General features: G+C 40.8%; 15 protein-coding genes. 3 read left to right on the top strand and 12 right to left on the bottom strand.

Translation table 11 applies throughout. The features are described 5' to 3' along the window. Positions 1 to 152 precede the first annotated feature (152 nt). The 5 genes from ACFFIP_RS15655 to ACFFIP_RS15635 form a co-directional block, all read right to left on the bottom strand. Entirely contained in the window at positions 153 to 716 is a 564-nt protein-coding gene (locus ACFFIP_RS15655) for a YdeI/OmpD-associated family protein (protein ID WP_382388640.1), read from the bottom strand. Between the two features lie 44 nt (positions 717 to 760). Next, the gene (locus ACFFIP_RS15650) at positions 761 to 1,927 is read right to left on the bottom strand and encodes an MFS transporter (RefSeq protein WP_382388639.1); all 1,167 of its coding nucleotides are present in this window, start codon (positions 1,925 to 1,927) and stop codon (positions 761 to 763) included. A 27-nt stretch (positions 1,928 to 1,954) separates the two neighbouring features. Further along, entirely contained in the window at positions 1,955 to 3,613 is a 1,659-nt protein-coding gene (locus ACFFIP_RS15645) for an amidase (RefSeq protein WP_382388638.1), read from the bottom strand. 515 nt (positions 3,614 to 4,128) lie between these two features. Beyond that, positions 4,129 to 5,529 carry an aldehyde dehydrogenase family protein gene (locus ACFFIP_RS15640; protein ID WP_382388637.1) on the bottom strand — a complete coding sequence of 467 codons (1,401 nt, stop codon included), beginning with the start codon at positions 5,527 to 5,529 and terminating at the stop codon, positions 4,129 to 4,131. Beyond that, on the bottom strand, positions 5,526 to 7,166 hold the full coding sequence (locus ACFFIP_RS15635; protein ID WP_382388636.1) for an acetolactate synthase large subunit: 1,641 nt from the start codon (positions 7,164 to 7,166) through the stop codon (positions 5,526 to 5,528). Before ACFFIP_RS15635 ends, ACFFIP_RS15640 begins: the two co-directional genes overlap by 4 nt. Positions 7,167 to 7,361: 195 nt before the next feature. On the opposite strand from ACFFIP_RS15635, the gene ACFFIP_RS15630 reads away from it, so the two are divergent. Beyond that, positions 7,362 to 7,526: a DUF1328 domain-containing protein gene (locus tag ACFFIP_RS15630; RefSeq protein WP_382388635.1), complete on the top strand. Its 165-nt coding sequence runs from the start codon at positions 7,362 to 7,364 to the stop codon at positions 7,524 to 7,526. 38 nt (positions 7,527 to 7,564) lie between these two features. Here the strand turns inward: ACFFIP_RS15630 and ACFFIP_RS15625 are convergent, their stop codons facing one another. From ACFFIP_RS15625 to ACFFIP_RS15605, 5 genes are all read right to left on the bottom strand, one after another. Next, positions 7,565 to 8,395: a fumarylacetoacetate hydrolase family protein gene (locus tag ACFFIP_RS15625; RefSeq protein ID WP_382388633.1), complete on the bottom strand. Its 831-nt coding sequence runs from the start codon at positions 8,393 to 8,395 to the stop codon at positions 7,565 to 7,567. A 38-nt stretch (positions 8,396 to 8,433) separates the two neighbouring features. Further along, entirely contained in the window at positions 8,434 to 9,639 is a 1,206-nt protein-coding gene (locus ACFFIP_RS15620; RefSeq protein WP_382388632.1) for a BamA/TamA family outer membrane protein, read from the bottom strand. A 110-nt stretch (positions 9,640 to 9,749) separates the two neighbouring features. After that, a complete protein-coding gene (locus ACFFIP_RS15615; protein WP_382388631.1) occupies positions 9,750 to 10,376 on the bottom strand; it encodes a hypothetical protein in 627 nt (208 codons plus the stop codon). Positions 10,377 to 10,527: 151 nt separating this feature from the next. Beyond that, complete coding sequence (locus tag ACFFIP_RS15610; RefSeq protein ID WP_382388630.1) at positions 10,528 to 11,085, bottom strand: porin family protein; 558 nt, start codon at positions 11,083 to 11,085, stop codon at positions 10,528 to 10,530. Positions 11,086 to 11,308: 223 nt separating this feature from the next. Then, positions 11,309 to 13,477 carry a tetratricopeptide repeat protein gene (locus ACFFIP_RS15605; RefSeq protein WP_382388629.1) on the bottom strand — a complete coding sequence of 723 codons (2,169 nt, stop codon included), beginning with the start codon at positions 13,475 to 13,477 and terminating at the stop codon, positions 11,309 to 11,311. Positions 13,478 to 13,624: 147 nt separating this feature from the next. Here ACFFIP_RS15605 and ACFFIP_RS15600 point away from each other — a divergent pair, with 147 nt between their 5' ends. Both ACFFIP_RS15600 and ACFFIP_RS15595 read left to right on the top strand, forming a co-directional pair. Next, positions 13,625 to 14,587: an NAD(P)-dependent alcohol dehydrogenase gene (locus ACFFIP_RS15600; protein ID WP_382388628.1), complete on the top strand. Its 963-nt coding sequence runs from the start codon at positions 13,625 to 13,627 to the stop codon at positions 14,585 to 14,587. Between the two features lie 27 nt (positions 14,588 to 14,614). Then, positions 14,615 to 15,169 (top strand): class I SAM-dependent methyltransferase, encoded by a 555-nt coding sequence (locus ACFFIP_RS15595; RefSeq protein WP_382388627.1) that lies wholly within the window; start codon positions 14,615 to 14,617, stop codon positions 15,167 to 15,169. A gap of 62 nt (positions 15,170 to 15,231) precedes the next feature. On the opposite strand, the gene ACFFIP_RS15590 is transcribed toward ACFFIP_RS15595, so the two are convergent. Further along, positions 15,232 to 16,929, bottom strand: coding sequence for an amidohydrolase (locus tag ACFFIP_RS15590; protein ID WP_382388626.1), 1,698 nt, complete (start codon positions 16,927 to 16,929; stop codon positions 15,232 to 15,234). A gap of 86 nt (positions 16,930 to 17,015) precedes the next feature. Next, positions 17,016 to 17,882 (bottom strand): TraB/GumN family protein, encoded by an 867-nt coding sequence (locus ACFFIP_RS15585; protein ID WP_382388625.1) that lies wholly within the window; start codon positions 17,880 to 17,882, stop codon positions 17,016 to 17,018. Positions 17,883 to 17,946 lie beyond the last annotated feature (64 nt).

Below are 17,946 nucleotides of genomic sequence, written 5' to 3'. Positions count from 1 at the left end.
CAATGTATCGGGTTCCAAAGATGATAATTGGTAATTAGTTATTGGTTAATTAGTAATTAGTTAATTCGTGAAATGTAATTTTGGGCTTGGAGCTTGGACCCGCCTGACCATTGGGCAGGATTTGGGTTTTGGTCTTTTGTAATTTGGAGTTTTCAACTCTTCTTATACATATCATTCAGCCCAATTCCATCCATAATCATGGGCTTGATTTTCTCTAGTCTATCGATTTGGGTCTGTTCCCTTTTAGCTGTGGTGATGTACTCTGCAAATTCTTTTTGTTTTCCTAAAGTCAGCTTGTCAAAGGCGGCTTTCAATTTTTTGTCTTGCTCTAAGGCCTGTTGTAATAGTTCCGGTAAATCAGGCTTAGTGGGTTTGGCAGGAACCAATTTTAAACCTGCTTTTTCGTTTTCAATGGCTTCTTTGATGTAAGCAGATACTGATGCTTCGTCTATTTCCTCTATTGAATTGAACCGCCATTGCCGAAGACCCTTGGTTTTGCCTTCCTGGGCATTGATGAAAACATTTTTTGAGTCTTTCATGAAAACCCCATTGTAAAACCAGATGCCAACATAGGATTTGAAAGGTGCTATGCCCATCACATTTTTTCCCTCAAGGGTATAGACATCTATGCCCCATTTGATGCTATGTTCCAATTCGGTTCGTTCTGCCAGGGATTTGAGCAGGGCGATTTCTTCATTCCATTGTTCTTTTTTCATTATTGGCAGAGGTGTTCTTCTTCAAAGATGCAAAAAATCTACTTTTATTGGGAATCAAAAGTTTCTTTTCTGAAATGATAAAGCCCGATCAGCGGGCCAATACCCAAGATTAAAAACAAATATTCGGGAGAGAGGATAGGGTTTAGGTAATTCAATAACTGTATACTGAGCACAGAAATGCCAAAACCTATTGAATTAACGATGGTCAGGGCCGTACCCCTGTTTTTTTCAGGGGAGTTTTGGGCAACCAAAGTGGAGAACATGGGGGAGTCAGCAGTGACTGCCAAACCCCATATGAGTAAAAATAAAAGGAAAATCAACATGGATCCTTGTATAATCAATAATGGAGAAAGGAAACAGCAGATTCCTGAAATGCTCAGCGCCCAATTGGCGATTTTATTTGGAGGGAATTTTTCAGACAAAAAACCGCCCATTGCGCATGAAAGACCTCCGATGCCGATAATAGAAAAAGCCATGAAAGGGATGTCAAATTCCATTTGATGGCGGAGTCCATAGTATTGGATCACTATAGGAACAAAAGCCCAAAATGCATATAATTCCCACATATGGCCGAAGTAGCCCAAGGCTGCGGCGCGAAAAGGTTTTAGGCTGAAAACCTTGAAAAACACCGTAAAATCGAGGGATTGGCTTTTTTTCCGGAATGGACCGTTAGGAACAAAAAGGATGATCATTAAACCACCGATTACAGCTAATAAGGAAGTCGTATAGATCACAAATCTCCAGGGAAATTCATTTGTCAGGCTTCTGACCAAATGGGGAAAGGCAGTACCCAATACCAAAGCGCCAACCAATAAGCCCAAGGATTTACCCAATCCTTTTTGGAAATAGTCAGCGGCGATTTTCATTCCTACAGGATAAATCCCTGCAAGGAAAAATCCTGTTCCGAATCTCAATAGAAGGATCTGCAATCCTGATAAGCCCTGTAAACTCACGGCAAGATTGAAAAGGGCCGCTATGATTGCACTGATGAGGAAAACTTTGGAAGGAGAAAATTTATCTGAAATGGTCAACACCGCAAAGATCAAAGTCCCGGCAATGAATCCTAATTGCACTGCACTGGTCAGGTGACCAAGGTATGCCGGCTCCAAGTTCAGGTCAACCGCCATATCCAAAAGTACGGCATTACCGGCAAACCAAAGAGATGTGCTCAAAAACTGGGCAATGACAATTATGGGTAAGATGTGTTTCAAAACAATGGTTAATAAAATGGAGGGAATCTATTCTTTTAGGCCTTTAGGTACCAGCCCATGATATTGATACTGCTTCTGATAGGCCTCAGCCAAGGCAATCAACTTATCTTCTCCAAAATAATTACCCAACAAAGTAATACTAGTAGGCCTTCCTTTTTCATCGAATCCATTAGGTAAACTCAAGGCAGGATGTCCTGTCAAATTGGTAATCAACATTTGTCTACCGGCAAAAGTAGGGGAAATGACCACATCGTAATCCTTGATCATTTGGTGGAACTTTTCTATCAGCTTGCTTCTGTGCCTATTGGCCTGCAAATATTCCACAGCAGGGATAAAACGGGATTGCCTGAGGGAATTGGCGCGGGAACCTTTGTGTTGCTCCACCATCTCATCAACAACTCCGGAGAGTACTAACTGGTCAAAAAAAGCACCTGATTCCGCACGGAGGATAATGTCAAAAACTGAAAAAGGGAAGTTTTCAGGTAATGTTACTTTTTCGGGCCTGATGCCCAAGGCTTCAAATTCACTTAAGGTTCTTTGGTGATGAATACTGATTGCTGAAGTGTCTTTTTGAAATAAATCCTGTAAATAGGCTACTTTTAATTTTTTGATATCTGGACTTTGCTGATAGTTGAAAGCCGCATTTTTGACTGACTTGTCCAAACCATCCTGCCCTCTGATATAATCATAAACGATGGCACAATCTGTGGCATTTCGACATATAGGACCTACTTTGTCCATACTCCAGGAGAGCACCATAAAACCATGCTTGCTGACTGCCCCAAAGGTAGGTCTAAGGCCGGTGCTTCCAGTTCGGGTGGAAGGTGAGATGATAGACCCCAAGGTTTCTGTTCCAATAGAAAATGCTACCAAACCTGCAGCAGTAGCTGATCCTGAGCCTGCTGAAGAACCTGATGCACCTTGTTCCAGATCCCATGGGTTTTTGGTTTTCCCTCCAAACCAAACATCACCCCGGGCAAGGCTACCCGAAACCAATTTGCCCAACAAGACAGCTCCCGCTTCTTCCAATTTCCTGACAACGGTAGCCGTTTCATCGATAATTTGGTCTTTATATGGAGCTGACCCCCATGTAGTTGGATATCCAGGTACTGAAGCCAGATCTTTTAAACCATAGGGAATCCCATGAAGTGGACCTTTATATATCCCTTCGGAAATTTCCTTATCTGCCTTTTGTGCCTGTTGAAGTGCAAGCTCTTCGGTAACGGTCACAAAGGCCAGTAATTTTGGGTCATGTTTTTTGATTCGGTCCAGGTAAATTTTTGTCAGCTCAACTGAGGTAATCTTTCCGGATTTGATCAAGCCAGCCAAATCCTGTATAGAGTAAAAGGCCAGTTCTTCTAAATTTCCAGGGAGCTTTGCCTGTAAATTGATGGGCCATTGATTTTTTCCCAGATCAGGGCTTAAAGGATAATCCAAAGGAATGGGGTCAAAATGAAGAGCGGGGGAAATATCATTCTCCAAATGAAAAGTCCTCATCGTATCAAAAGCTTTTCTATTGCTTTCCAGGTATTGGAGCATGGTGTCGATTGCTGCATCTTCAAAATGAAGGTTGAAGAGTTTTTGGGCAATTTTGACATCCTCTCTTGTGAGGGGTTCTGTGGTTTTGGCTACAATGAATCCAAATAGGGTTCCTACTAATAATAATAACCATCCATGTTTTTTCATGGATTCAAAATATAAAAAAAGAACGAATCTCTAATTCTTTTTGAGATATGCGGGGAGGATTCTTTTTTGGAGGAGGATTACTTGATGCCAAATTAACAAAATCCAAATTTCAAATTTCAAATCACAAAACTCAACCAGCTTCTCGAAATTTTAATTTCGTGGAGCAATACAGCAGATTTTTAATTTGCAAACTTTCTGAAAAATAACTGTTCGTTGAAGTTAAAATCGGGAAACCTTTGAGTACGCCGAGGCGCACTCAAAGGTTATTCCAGCTTCTTAATGAAATCCTTAATCGTTCCCCATCTCTAACATCTGACATTTCGTCCTGCCCTTACCTTTGTGGTTAAATTAATAAAGCGTTGCGTTTTTTAGATTTCTCCTTCGTCGAAATGACTAGGTGAAGCCTTTGAACTATCTGACCTTCTGAACTTTTACAATGCTTTTTCTTAAGAAATCCATAAAACCTTAACTTCTGAATGGTTCAAAATACTCCTTCATACTTCCGACCTCCGCCTTTACAAAAACCTACTTTTAATCACCATCAGCTTCTCCCTGGTCATTTCATGCATAGAATAAGGGATACCGCCTAGTCCTTCTCCTGAAGCATCTCTACCCCCAAAAGGCATCCAGTCCACCCTAAAGGCTGTATGGTCATTGACCATGACAGCAGTGGCATTGAGTTGCTGCACTGTATCCAAGGCAATGTCCAAGTCCTTGGTAAATACTGCGGCCTGAAAATGATAGGGCAGGGCATTGGCCTTTTTGATCGCTTCTTCTCTATCTGCATAAGGATACACACAGACAACCGGACCAAAAATCTCTTCCTTGGACACCTTGATGTTCTGTGGAGGATTATATATAACCGTAGGGGCGTAGCAAGTATCTGAAATGCGCTTACCGCCACATAGGATTTCCCCACCATTTTCTCTGGCCTCATTTACCCATTTTTCCACCCGGTCCACTTCCTTGGGCAAAATCAAGGGGCCGACTTCGGTTTTCTCATCGAGAGGATCACCAACAATTAGCTTTTCCGCCATCTGGGCCATTTCTTCAGCTACTTTTTTGGCAATGCCTTCATGTACAAATACCTTTTGTACCGATACACAGACCTGTCCGGCATGGTAAAAGCCGCCTTTGACCAAGGCAGGGATCATATCGTCCAATTGTGCGTCAGACTCTACGATTACAGGGGCAGCACCACCGTGTTCAAGTGCGCAACGGGTTCCGGGTGCCAATTTTGACTTCAGGTACCAACCAACTTTTGCAGAGCCTATAAAAGAAAGGTAATTGACCCTCGGATCGGTGACCATTTTTTCAGCTGCTTCATTATCCGTTATTACTACCTGAACCCATCCTTCAGGCACTCCGGCTTCTTTCAGAATTTCCGCAAAAGCCAAACAGGAAAGGGGAGTAGTAGAGGCGGGTTTCACAATTACGGGACAACCTGCTGCAAAAGCGGTAACCGTCTGGTGGACAATGAGATTGAGAGGGTGGTTAAAAGCAGAGATAGAGGCAACCACTCCAATAGGTTCTCTTGTGGTAAAAGCTATACGGTTGACTGAGGCTTGTGTCAACCCCATAGGAATTTGTTCTCCAGTCAGTCGACCTATTTCCTCAGCAGCAATTTTCACCCCATTGATGGCCCGCATGACTTCCACTTTTGAGTCCACATAAGGCTTGCCGCCTTCAGCAGCAGCGGTTTTGGTGAGTTCTTCCACCTTGGCTTTCATCAGTTCCTGAACTTTCTCCAGAATCTCAATTCTTCGGTATGCTGGAAGCCATTGCTTCCGGTCTAAAAAAAGGGAATAAGCTTTATCTAATGCACTTTCCACTTCTTTGGCACCTACCATTGGAATTTCCTGGATTAGGCTTTGGTTATAGGGAGAAAATACTTTCAATGTCTTATGGTTACTCATAGTTTTTGTGCTTTTTCTTTCAACATAACATTTAAAATGGGATGATTCAAAGAATAATCCACTGGTAAATCGATAAGTTTTACCCCATCGGTACTCAAGCAGGTCTGCAGGATCTTTTGAAAATCCCGGTCAGATTCCGGTCTGAATCCTTTTGCCCCGTAACTTTCAGCATATTTTACAAAATCTGGGTTTTGGTAATCCAGTCCAAAATCATCGAAACCCATATCCTCCTGTTTCCATTTGATCATGCCGTAAGCTTTATCATTGAGTACAATGACGGTCAGATTCAATCCCAGCCTCACGGCAGTTTCCATCTCTTGGGAATTCATCATAAACCCTCCGTCTCCACAGACTGCAATCACATTTCTGTCAGGATACAACATTTTTACCATCATGGCAGAAGGCAAACCAGCTCCCATAGTGGCTAAAGCATTATCCAAAAGTAAGGTGTTTGGTTGATGGCAGGTGTAATTTCTTGCAAACCAAAGTTTATAGATGCCATTATCAAGGGTAATGATGTCCTCAGAGGCAAGATTTTTACGAAGAAGGTTTACCAATCTTTGGGGCAGCATAGGGAATCTTTCATCTTCAAAATATTTACTGAGGTTTCCCTCTATTTCGGATTTGATCTTTTTGAAAAAGATAAAATCCCAATGAGACTGCTTTTGCAAATGAGCCGTTAATTTTTTCACAGAGTGGGTGATGTCGCCGACCACATTCAATTGTGGGAAGTACACAGGGTCCACTTCAGCTGGGTTGAAGTTTATGTGGATTACTTTTTTGCCTCCTTTTTGCATGAAAAAGGGTGGCTTTTCAATCGTATCATGTCCTATATTAATGATAAGATCGGCTTCATCAAGGGCCGTATGGAGAAAGTCCTTACTGGACAATGCAGCAGTTCCCAAGTATTGACTGTGTCTTTCATCAATGACACCTTTGCCCATCTGGGTTGTGAAAAAGTAAATCCCGGTATGGTCTACAAAAGCCCTCAGGGCTTCACAGGTCACTTTTCTGTTGGCTCCTGCTCCGATTAAAAGCAGTGGCATTTTAGCCTCTTGGATCATATTCACTGCCTCTTCAATGGCCCTTTCATCAGGTTTTGGAATGATGTGTCCAATCGGTTCAAATACCTCCGTAGAACAATCTTCTTGGGCTATATCTTCAGGAAATTCCAAATGTACTGCTCCTGGTTTTTCTTCAATGGCCAACCTGAAAGCCTCTCTAACCTGTGAGGCAATATTGTTGGCATTGACAATTTGTTTGGTGTATTTGGTGATGGGGCGCATCATATCCACCACATCAATGATCTGAAACCTGGCCTGCTTACTTTTTTTGATGGGTTTTTGTCCGGTGATCATCAGCATGGGCATACCACCTAGTTGGGCATAAGCAGCAGGAGTGACGAGATTGGTGGCCCCAGGTCCTAAAGTGGCCAAACACACTCCTGGTTTTCCTGTAAGACGACCATAGGTGGCGGCCATAAATCCGGCACCTTGCTCATGTCGGGTAATAATTAATCTGATTTTGGAGTTTTTGAGGGACTGGAGCAAGTCCAGGTTTTCTTCACCGGGTACAGCAAAGATGTATTCTACTCCTTCATTTTCTAATGCTTTGACAAATAGGTCTGATCCTTTCATAAAATCTATTTATAGTGATGGAAAAAAGATAAATACATCTATATAACCACAAAAAGGCCAAATTGATTTACGAAAAGTCCATTTTTATTACGGAATATAGACCGTTTATATTCTTTGATGATTTGCAAAAACCATATTTTTTTCCGAAATTATTGAATTGAATTTGTAAATATTTCGAAAATAAAACAGAAAGTTATGCTATCATTCGTAGTTACCGCTTTAATTATAGCCCTGATTGCAGCTGTTTTAGGCTTTACAGGCATTGCCAAAGGACTTGCGGCCATCGCTAAATTGGTGTTTTACCTATTTCTGATCTTGTTTCTGATCAGTTTGGTAATCGGATTGATAAATGGGTTCTAATGTGTTGAAGTGAAATTCCAGTTGCTTTCATTGAAGGATTAGGCTTGGGCGATACTATTACTTAGCCTACCAATGCCTACTATATCAATATGAACCCAATCCCCAATGTGAAGTGTAAAGCTGTCGTCTGGCACCAAACATGTTCCGGTCATCAAGTAAACACCCTGTGGGAATGACATTTCCCTTGTCAGGTATTCAACCAATTCATCATGGGAGCGTTTCATTTGATTGATTGAAATTTCACCTTCAAATACGGTTTTCCCGGCGCGCTCTATCGACATCTTTATTTTCGTGTCTTGGTCGATTGGTTTTTCCGGTACCCAAAGACAGGGACCTATAGCTGCAGAATGGTCATAGCATTTGGCTTGAGGAAGGTAGAGTGGATTTTCTCCTTCGATATCTCTCGAGCTCATGTCATTTCCAATAGTATAGGCCACTATCTGATTATTATTATTGATAAAAAGGGTGAGCTCAGGTTCTGGAACATTCCATTTCGAATCTTTTCGGATGTTTACTGCACCATTGGGTTTGGCAACCCTGTAATGCGTGGATTTGAAAAATAATTCAGGCCTTTCCGCTTCATATACTTTAGAATAGAAGACTGCTGCACCGCTTTCCTTGGATTCTTCCATTCTGGCCTCGCGGCTTCTATAATAAGTCACCCCGGCTGCCCAAATTTCCTGGGTTCCGATTGGGGCATTCAATTCATTTGGAGACCAATTGATTTCATTCCATGGATTCAGTTCCTCCTGAAGCTTTTGGAAGAGGTTTTCTTGGTTTACCAGTTTGTCCCAATCTCTTGTCTGAGCAAGGTAATACTTGTCCTCATGTTCGATGATGATGTCTTTGGATGATTTGTATAATTTCATGTTTTCGGTTAATAGGTTTAGGTTAATATTTTGTTTGATCAAAACATTTCATTCACATTCAAAAAGATTCCAGAGGCACCTCTGACTCCAAATCCATAGTCAAGTGCTATGTTGATGCGCTTTTTAGGAAGGACCATATAGCGCAGACCTAAGCCATAGCCCAACTGAAAATGATTGAAAAGATCGACATCTTCAGACCTGCTGCTGGCTGTGGTGGTATTGGCAAAGACAACCCCTCCAAATCTTTCTTTATTCCTTTGTAGCGGGAATCGCCATTCCAGCTCACTATAGACCAGGTCTTCTCCTCTGAATCTTCCCTGAGTGTAAGCCCTACCTGATCTTGAAAACATATCCCAACCTACGGCAGGAAGAAACATATAAGGCACTTCTCCATGGGTCACAGACCAGGCATAGGTCCATAAGGCCAGGATATTTCTTGGTCGTTTTTTGCTAAGGCTAAAGTAATCACGGTATTCCAACCATAAAGTACCACTGTTTGAGGTACTGCCTAAGAATTCAGGAAATGCCCTCCAGGAAGCATAGAGGTATTTTCCTGTATAAGTATTGGCGATATTGTCTCTGCTGTCATATACTGCATTGAGCGAGAATCCGGATTGTTTGTAACTCGTAGTTGGTAATCCTTTGGATACCTGATAGGTTTCATGAAAAGTAATTTCTGGAGGATTTGCCTCAAGATTCAGTTCGCGGTCATCTATTCTGAACATTTTGTCATAATGGTATCCCAATCCGTAGAAAAACCTGGTGTCCTGATGTCTTTTCATCGCCACCCCATACATTCTGAAATGCCTGAAAAAGATCATTTCTTTTTTCAGGTCATCATTTTCTTCAGTAGGAATAGGTGTAGGCCCTGGACCGATCCAAAATTGAGGTCTTGCCCATATTTTTGTTCCCAGACCATAAGTGGGCTGATTGTTGATGTTAAACCTAAAGTCAGTGAGCAGGGTATAGGAGTCATCTTTCAAAAAAGCATTTGACCTCAATGAGGTATACAATTGCTTTTTAGTGGTGATAAGCGCCATACCTATTGCAGATGACATTCGGGTGGTTTCAGGATTGCCCATGGTCCAATTGATGGAGGGGGCTACCCCCAAAATCAAACCTGAGGTTGGATCTGCCGCGATAGCAGGAAGGGGAACGATCGAAACTTTTTTTTCTTTCTTCTGCTTCTTTTCACCGCCTTCTTCTGAAGGCCCTTGAACCTGTAATATGCCAATGGGGATCATCCCAATACATAGTAAAAGGGCTAAGTTTTTTCTAAAAAAAAATAATGTGCTAAGTTTCATAAGGGGATATAGGTCAGGGTTGATTGGCATCTAAACTATACCCTAAGATATTATTTAATTTTCATTAATTCATGCTCAAAAATGAATTCCTTTCCATCATCGAGTTTGAGAATGATGGTAAATTCAAGGTCTAATGTTCCACCATTGAGTTCATCTTTCCATTGCAATAAAAGAGATTCTCCAGTTCTGAAATAATTCTCTTGTTGGATAAATTCGGCAATGGCTTTTCCTGGAAATTGGGGGAAATCAGTAAGATTAAACCTGTCGGATATATTTTGTCCAACCATAAGTGTTTCTGTTTCAGATAAAACTGTTTCTTTCAAATTGATGATTTCCAAGGAAATAAGGCGTTGTTCGGAAATACCTTGGATAGGATCACATGCATAAGCCGCTGATATGAAACTGATCCCAGGACTTTTGGATGTGTTTTCAGTGATAAACTCAATTTGGGCTACTTGAATAACTTTGAAATATTTATCCCTATCATAGTAAGATTCGGGGTCGAAGTTGGTAATGTTGAGTACAAAATCTTCTGTTGAAAAGTCTGTGATGATAAAATTACGGGCAGGAGGCAAAGGTCTACAGCCACAGGAATCACGGCAAAAAAGATCACAGGCAGTGGGTAATACACCCATTACAATCATAAAGAGCCATAGCAGAAAAATTTTCCCTTTCATCGGTAGTATTGAAATGTTGACCTCCACAGGACGTATTGTAATTCCTGTTTGTCCTCCAAGGCTACATTAAATGTAAGGAAAAAAGCTGGATCTGATGCTTTTAGGCATTTCAGATCCAGCGGATAAATTATGCTTTATGAACAGTTTATAATCAGAAAGTCAGGCCAAGAGACAATTGTAAAACATTGTTTTTGACCCTGGCATCCGGCTTGACGTCAGTCAATCCCACATTGTAACGGCCTTGAATAAATAATGGCCCAACAAGATTGAAAGTCATACCTGCACCTAGGGAGAAATCAAAAGTTTTGGAATCCGAAATGTCCACATTTTCAGCTTCACTGAGCAAAAAAGAGGCCTGAGGTCCAAAATCCAAACTTAGCCTGCTTGGTATCAAGTAAACTCTTGCCATAACAGGAATAGCCAGGTAGCCCAGTTTATTTTCAATGTCCTCACCCACACCGGAGAGTTTGGAACCCGCTGTAGAATAAAGCAGTTCAGGCTGTAGTGAAAAGGTATCCATCAATTTCAATTCCACAAAAGCACCGGCGTGAAAACTGGTAATAGCGTTGAAATCATAATTGTCCAAGCCAGAGCCTGAATAATTGGCAAAGTTTGGACCGGCTTTGATGCCAAAGTTAATTCCTTGGGAAAATGCGGTTCCGGAAAACAGCATCAAAAACGAAAACGATAATAAAATGAGCTTTTTCATAGGGTAGCGTTTTAATTGGTTAAATAGTTAAAATCAAATTTTACCTGAATGATTGAAACCAGGTGATATAATTATTTTGAATTCTCAAAATATTTCCAAGCCAATGTTTTATGGATTATAACAAATTGGATGCCTAGTTTGAATTTCTTCTAGTTAGGAAGGGAATATTTTTTGAGATAATACAGCATCAACCTGGGAAACAAGGTAACATGGATCAAAAAAATTAATGGACTAATTCTGAGTTTACAGATGCCTTTTTGACACTGAAATAAAAGATACTTCCCTTACCAGGTTCGCTTTCCACCCAAATTTTGCCACCGCTTTTCTCTATGTATAATTGACAAAGATTTAATCCCAGACCAGTCCCTTGTTCTCCGGTAGTACCCCTCTTGCTATCTGCGAGGGTGTTCTGAAATAATTTCCCAACTTCTTCCTGACTCATTCCCAAACCTTCATCCTGAATTGCCACAGTGACAATATCTTCCTGCTCTTTAGTAGAAAGGGTAATCCGGCCTCCTTTATTGCTGAACTTTATCGCATTGTTGATCAAATTCCTCAAAATCAATTCCAGATGATTGGGATCCATCATCACAGCAAGATCTTCCGGAATCAGATTCTGGATCTGCAACATTTTTTGTTGGCTTAGAGTGGAAAAAAAGTTAAGCATTTCAATGGATTTTTCGTGGAGAATTATGGGGCAGGGTTCTGATTTGATCATCTTCATTTCACCCATTGACCAACGCAGCAGGTTGTTCAGTACTTCTAAAATTGCACCGACATTTTTGTACAGTTCAGGTACCAATTGCTTGAATTCATCATCATCCATTTGGTTTTTCCGGTACAAGCCCAAAAGCATGTATAAACTTCCGATAGGGCCTCTGAGGTCGTGCCCAATGATGCTGAACAATTTTGATTTTACCTGATTGGCTTTTTCAAGTTCATCTGTTTTTGCCTGTAATAGTATTTTTGCCTTCTTCTGCTTCTTGTAATTCAGGAAGATGACCGAAGCGATGATTATTAGACCAAAGAGCGAAAGAATGAGCAACCTCTTCTGGAAATTTTGCCTTTGTTTTTCTTTTTCAATTTCAAGATCAAGGGCTTTTTGTTCTGCCTGAATGATGGCCAACTTCTTATCATACTCATATTCCGCCTCGATTCTGGCGGTTTTTCTTACTATTTCCTGATTGAAAACACTGTCCGCATAAGCATGGAATAGTTGGTTGTGGTATAAGGCAGACTTGTAATCTCCTAAAGCTTCATAGTTTTTGCTAATAAGTGCGTTAAGATCTCTCAATTCTGCTTTGGAATCCAACTGTTTTGCCAGGATGATCCCTTCTTCGGCAAATCGTAGTGACAACTTGTGATTTTTTAAATTAAAATAGATGTTAGATAGGCTGGTAATGCTCAAAAGCATGCCTCTTTTATTGCCGATTTCCTCATCTATTTTTTGGGATTGGAGAAACAGTTCCAGTGCTTTGTCCATTTGGCCTTGATCTTCATAGATACTGGCCAAGTTATTCATGGCTGCTGAGATGCCCTCTTTTTCTCCGATTTTTTGAGAAATTTCAAGAGACTGTTGAAGGGCAATCAAGGCTTTGTCAAATTCTCTTTTTGTTTGATAAAGACTTCCTATGTTGTTGAGAGTAGTGGCCATTCCTTGGGTATCTCCAGTCTGTTCTTTGAGTTCCAAAGACCTTTGGTAGTAATCTAAGGCTTCAGACAACTTTTCCTGCTTTTCATAAATGAGGGCGATATTATTATAGACAAATGAAATGCCAGTGGTGTCTTTTAATGATTCCGATATTCGGAGTGCCCTGAGATTGGTTTCTAAGGCAGCTACATAGTTGTCCCTGTAATAATGGATAGAGGCAATGTTTTTGAGTGTGGAAGCAATTCCTTTTTGGTCATCAATTTTTTCTTTTATCTCCAATGACTTTTCATAAAAACCCAAGGCTTGAGGATAATCGCCCAGTCGGTTGTACACATTGGCCAGGTTATTATAACCGGATGCCAAACCTTTTAAATCCTTTAATTTTTCCCTTTCAGCAATGGATAACTGATAATATTGGATTGCCTCCTGTGAGTCACCTAAGAAGTAGGCAATATTCCCAAGGTTATGCAGACACTCACTGTATTTTTCATGGTTTTTGGAAGACAAAAAAATTTCACCTGCTTGTTGATGATATTGAAGTGAATGTTGAAAATCACGGTCCTGGTAGTAGGCCATGGCTATCTCTAATTGTAACTCGGCAATTTTCTCCAGCCTATTTGGGCTTTGTCTTTTCAAGTTGTCCAAAACCCTCAACAATGAATCTGTCTGACCAATTGCTAAAAAGTGGGGTGAAATCAGAAAGCAGCTGATCAGGAAGAATATTGTTTTATTAAGCATCATAATTCTTTGTTACAATGATAAGCAAACAAAAATAATAAGCTTATCAAAAGTCCAGAAAAGTATCTCTAACTTTATGCTATGTTGAGGTCAAAAAAGGAATTTTGTAGCTATTTCCGAATCCTTAATTCAGTGAGTGGAATGTAAATCATGAAAGCAGCCGTCCGTCATCATTATGGAAGCCCAGATCAGATCAGGATTGAGAATATGCCCAAACCTGTACCTAAGCCCCATGAGCTTTTGATCCGGGTATATGCCACCACGGTAAATAGAACAGATTGTGGTGTATTGAGCGGTGCCCCCTATGTTTTTCGATTCTTTGTAGGTTGGCCAAGGCCCAGGACGGCCATTTTGGGTACTGATTTTGCAGGAATAATCGAAGAAGTTGGTAGTCAGGTTACCAAATTTAAAGTGGGTGATAGGGTTTGGGGATTTGATGACAATGGTTTGCCTTCTCAAGCGGAATATTTGGCTTACAGAGAGGATAAAAACATTTTGACAATTCCAGAGAAACTTTCATTTTGGGAGGCGGCAGCATGTGCCGAAGGAGTCCATTATGCAGTAAATTTCCTAAAATATGTCAAATTAGGTTCTGAATCTAATGTGTTGGTCAACGGAGCCACAGGAGGCATTGGCTCTGCTTTGGTTCAATTACTGAAATACCAAGGAGTGAAAGTGACCGCAACAGCGAATACCAAAAACATGGATTTGATAAGGTCTTTAGGAATAGACAAGGTAATTGATTATGAAAAGGAGGATTTTACAAGGTTAGAAGAGAAATTTGATGTCATATTTGATGCCGTTGGAAAAGGCACTTTTAAGAAATGTAAACCAATTATGAAAGAAAATGGATTTTATCTGTCCTCGGAATTGGGAGATGGCATAGAAAACCTGTATTTGCCTTTGATTACCAAACTAAAGGGAGGGAAAAGGGTGTTGTTTCCAATTCCAAAGGATATCAAAGGCAGTATGGATTTGATCCAAAAGGCAGTTAAGGATAGTGGTTTTCGCCCGGTGATTGAAAAAAGCTTTCCTCTGGAAAATGCCAAGGAGGCTTACCAATATGTTGCACTAGGAAGTAAAACAGGTAATATAGTGTTGGAGATTGGATGAAGACAAGATTTTAATGAATGGTTGGAAATGAGTAATTCTATAAAATATTTCCTTTTCGTAGGGTTCTTTTACTGGGTAAGCTTTGAGGCTAAGTCTCAGGAAGATTCTGCTTCATTCGCTGATCTTGTTCCATTTGTCACCACCCCTTGGGAAGTAGTGGATGCCATTTTGGAATTGGGAAAAGTCACTAAGGATGATGTGATCATTGATTTAGGTTCAGGAGATGGTAGGATTCCCATCAGGGCTGCTGAAAAATTTGGAGCCAAAGGCATTGGTGTGGAAATAGATGCAGAACTTGTAGTGTTGGCCATTTCAAATGCCGAAAAAGCTGGAGTATCCAAGATGGTTGAATTTTATCAGGGAGATCTCTTCGCCATGGATTTTTCTGAGGCTACTGTACTGACCTTGTATTTGTTTCCGGACATCAACCTCAAGCTAAGACCTAGGATTCTGCAAATGAAATCCGGAACGCGGATCATTTCCCATCGATTTGATATGGGGGATTGGAAACCTGATGCTACACAGGTGATAACACTTCCTGACGGTAAGGAACATGTGATTTATTTGTGGATAGTGCCTTGATTTTTGACTAAAAAAAATACCTGCGAGGTTTCAGAAACCTCGCAGGTCTTCCAAAAAAGAAATTATTTAGCTTTATAGACTAATTTTCCTCCTACTACGGTCATGGCCACTTTGGTATTGAGGATATCATTTTCCGGAACTTCCATGATATTCCGGTCAAAAACAGTAAAATCAGCTGCTTTTCCTACCTCAATGGAACCCTTGAAATTTTCTTCAAACTCAGAATAAGCACCATCCAATGTATAGGATTTTAAAGCCTGTTCTCTTGTCATTTTCTGATCGGGCTCATAACCTCCTTCCGGGGTCATTTTGAGGGTTTTTCTGGTCACAGAAGCATAGAAAGAAGGTATAGGATCAAGAGGTTCAACAGGAGCATCAGTACCATTGGAAATCACAGCGCCTGACTGTAACAATTTTTGCCACACATAAGCACCGTCCTTAATACGTTTAGCACCTAATCTGCCTATCGCCCAGGGTCTATCTGAGCTCAAATGAATGGCTTGAATGGCGGCAATTACACCCATTTCCCCAAACCTGCTGATGTCATCAGGATGAAGGTGCTGGGCATGTTCAATTCTAAAACGATGATCCGTTATATTTGGGAACTTGGCAAAAGCCGCCTCATAACGGTCCAAAACTTCCCTATTGGTCCTATCTCCAATGGCATGGGAACAAACCTGAAAACCAAGTTCAAGTCCTTTTTCGGAAACTTCACTGACAAGCGAAATAGGCATGGTCTCATGGCCTGTATGTCCGGGTTTATCCTCATATTCTTCCAATAACCAAGCTCCCCAAGGGCCGAGGGCACCGTCCATGTTCAATTTAATGGATCTGACGGTCACCATATGGTCAGGGTCAATTTTAGGCCCTTTCTTATACCATTCCTGAAGCAGGTCAGGCTGTCGGCTGCTCAACATGATGTACATTCTTGAAGTTAATTTGCCTTCATTTTTGAATTGCTCTACCAAGTCAATAACATCCTGCCCACTGCCGGCATCATGAAAGGAAGTGATGCCCTTTTCAGCCAATTCCAGCAAGGCCAACTCTAGTGCTTTTTCTCTCCTTTCTGGGGTATCAGCGGGAATCAGTTTCCTTACTAAGCCTGATGCAGTTTCCACCAAAACACCTGTTGGATTACCTAGTTCATCTCTCAATACCTCTCCGCCTTCAATTTCCTGTTTTGGATTTTCACTTCCGAGCTGTGTAATACCTGCAAGTTCCATGGCTTTTTGATTGACAAAAGAAGCATGTCCTGAAGCATGGGCTAGGAAAACAGGATTGTCGGGGGTGACTGCACTAAGCTGATCATGGGTTTGGAATCCTTTTACGGTATTATCCGGCATTTTGATCCACTTGTCCTGATGCCAACCTCTACCTGTTATCCATTCTCCTGGTTTAGCTTTAGCAGCTGCCTCAGCCACCTTTTCGATAAGTTCATCGTAGGTTTGTACATACATCAGGTCGATTTCCAGTTTGTTGTAGCCAATACCCATCAAGTGGGCATGGGATTCTATGAAACCGGGTGTCATGGTTTTTCCTTGAAGATCAATGACTTCGGTTTTATTACCTACATAGGATTGGATTTCCTTAGTTGTACCAACAGCGAGAATGAGGCCATCCTTGACTGCTACTGCTTCTGCTTTTGGATTGGCTTCATCTACTGTGTAAACAATTCCATTGATGTAAACCTGATCAGCATCGTTTTGACTGCAGCTTAGGAGCAAGAAGCCAAAAACGATTAAGAAGTAAATATTTTTCATAGGATATAATTTTCAAAAGCAAAATTGAAGATTTGGGGTGTAGCTTCAAAACCACTCCTGTAATCAGTTGTTTGGGATTTTTTGAATTATCTTACAGGTTCTACCGTGTAGCCTGCATTTCGGAGCAATTGAATCACACCTAATTCAGAGGACAAATGCCCTGAACCCACAGCGATAAATGTAGCTTGTTCTTTAATGGCCTCTTCAATTTGTGGAATCCAGGTTTCGTTTCTGAAGTTAAGTAAGATATCGCCATTTTGCTGAAACATCTCATTGACGGTGATCAATTCAAAAAGTAGGTCAATGTCTTCATTCAAATAGGCATCTACCAAGGTTTGGAATTCCTCCATGCTATTTCCTTCAATGACCATTTTGCCGATATCGTCCAGTTGGGTTTTGATAGGAATTTGGTCAAATAATCCGATCTGAAATTCGGCTGTTTCCAATCCTCCCATACCTTTGCCTAGTTCTTTGGCTTTTTCGATAAAGAACATTTCATAACCACTTATTTCTTCACAGGGCAACATCTTGGTCATTATCATGGTGGAAAGGATAAATGGTTTCATGACGCCTAATTGGTCCAGGCCTACACCTAATTGTGCTTTTAAAAATTCATCTACGGCAACTTGATGATCCGGATCAAATTCATCTTTGATATTTTTGAAATCCTTGTTTAGGGAAAGTCGTTGCATATCCATCATCACATTGGGATCAGATATGTCAATTTCCATAATGATCTTTTCTGAAGATTCAAAAGCCTGTAGAATTCTTGCATCCATTTTGAATTGATCCTGGCAAATCAGGTGTATAGTACCGAAAAGGTAGGATTCCTGTTCGAGTCCGTTTCCACTGATTTTCCAAAGCAGGGACTTTTCTTCTGTAGCAAAAACATTGAAAATTAACAGCATTAAAAAATTGCTGATGATCAATGATTTGAATAGTAGTTTTTTCATGTTATGTGGCTGTGTAATAATTGTTGCTAGGTCCGATTTAACGCTGAAACAAATTTCTAGATAC

The sequence above is a fragment of the Fontibacter flavus genome (genome assembly GCF_042432905.1).
Taxonomy (GTDB): Bacteria; Bacteroidota; Bacteroidia; order Cytophagales; family Cyclobacteriaceae; genus Fontibacter; species Fontibacter flavus.
Note: the sequence above shows the minus strand (reverse complement) of the source record. Positions and strands in the feature narration are given on the sequence as shown.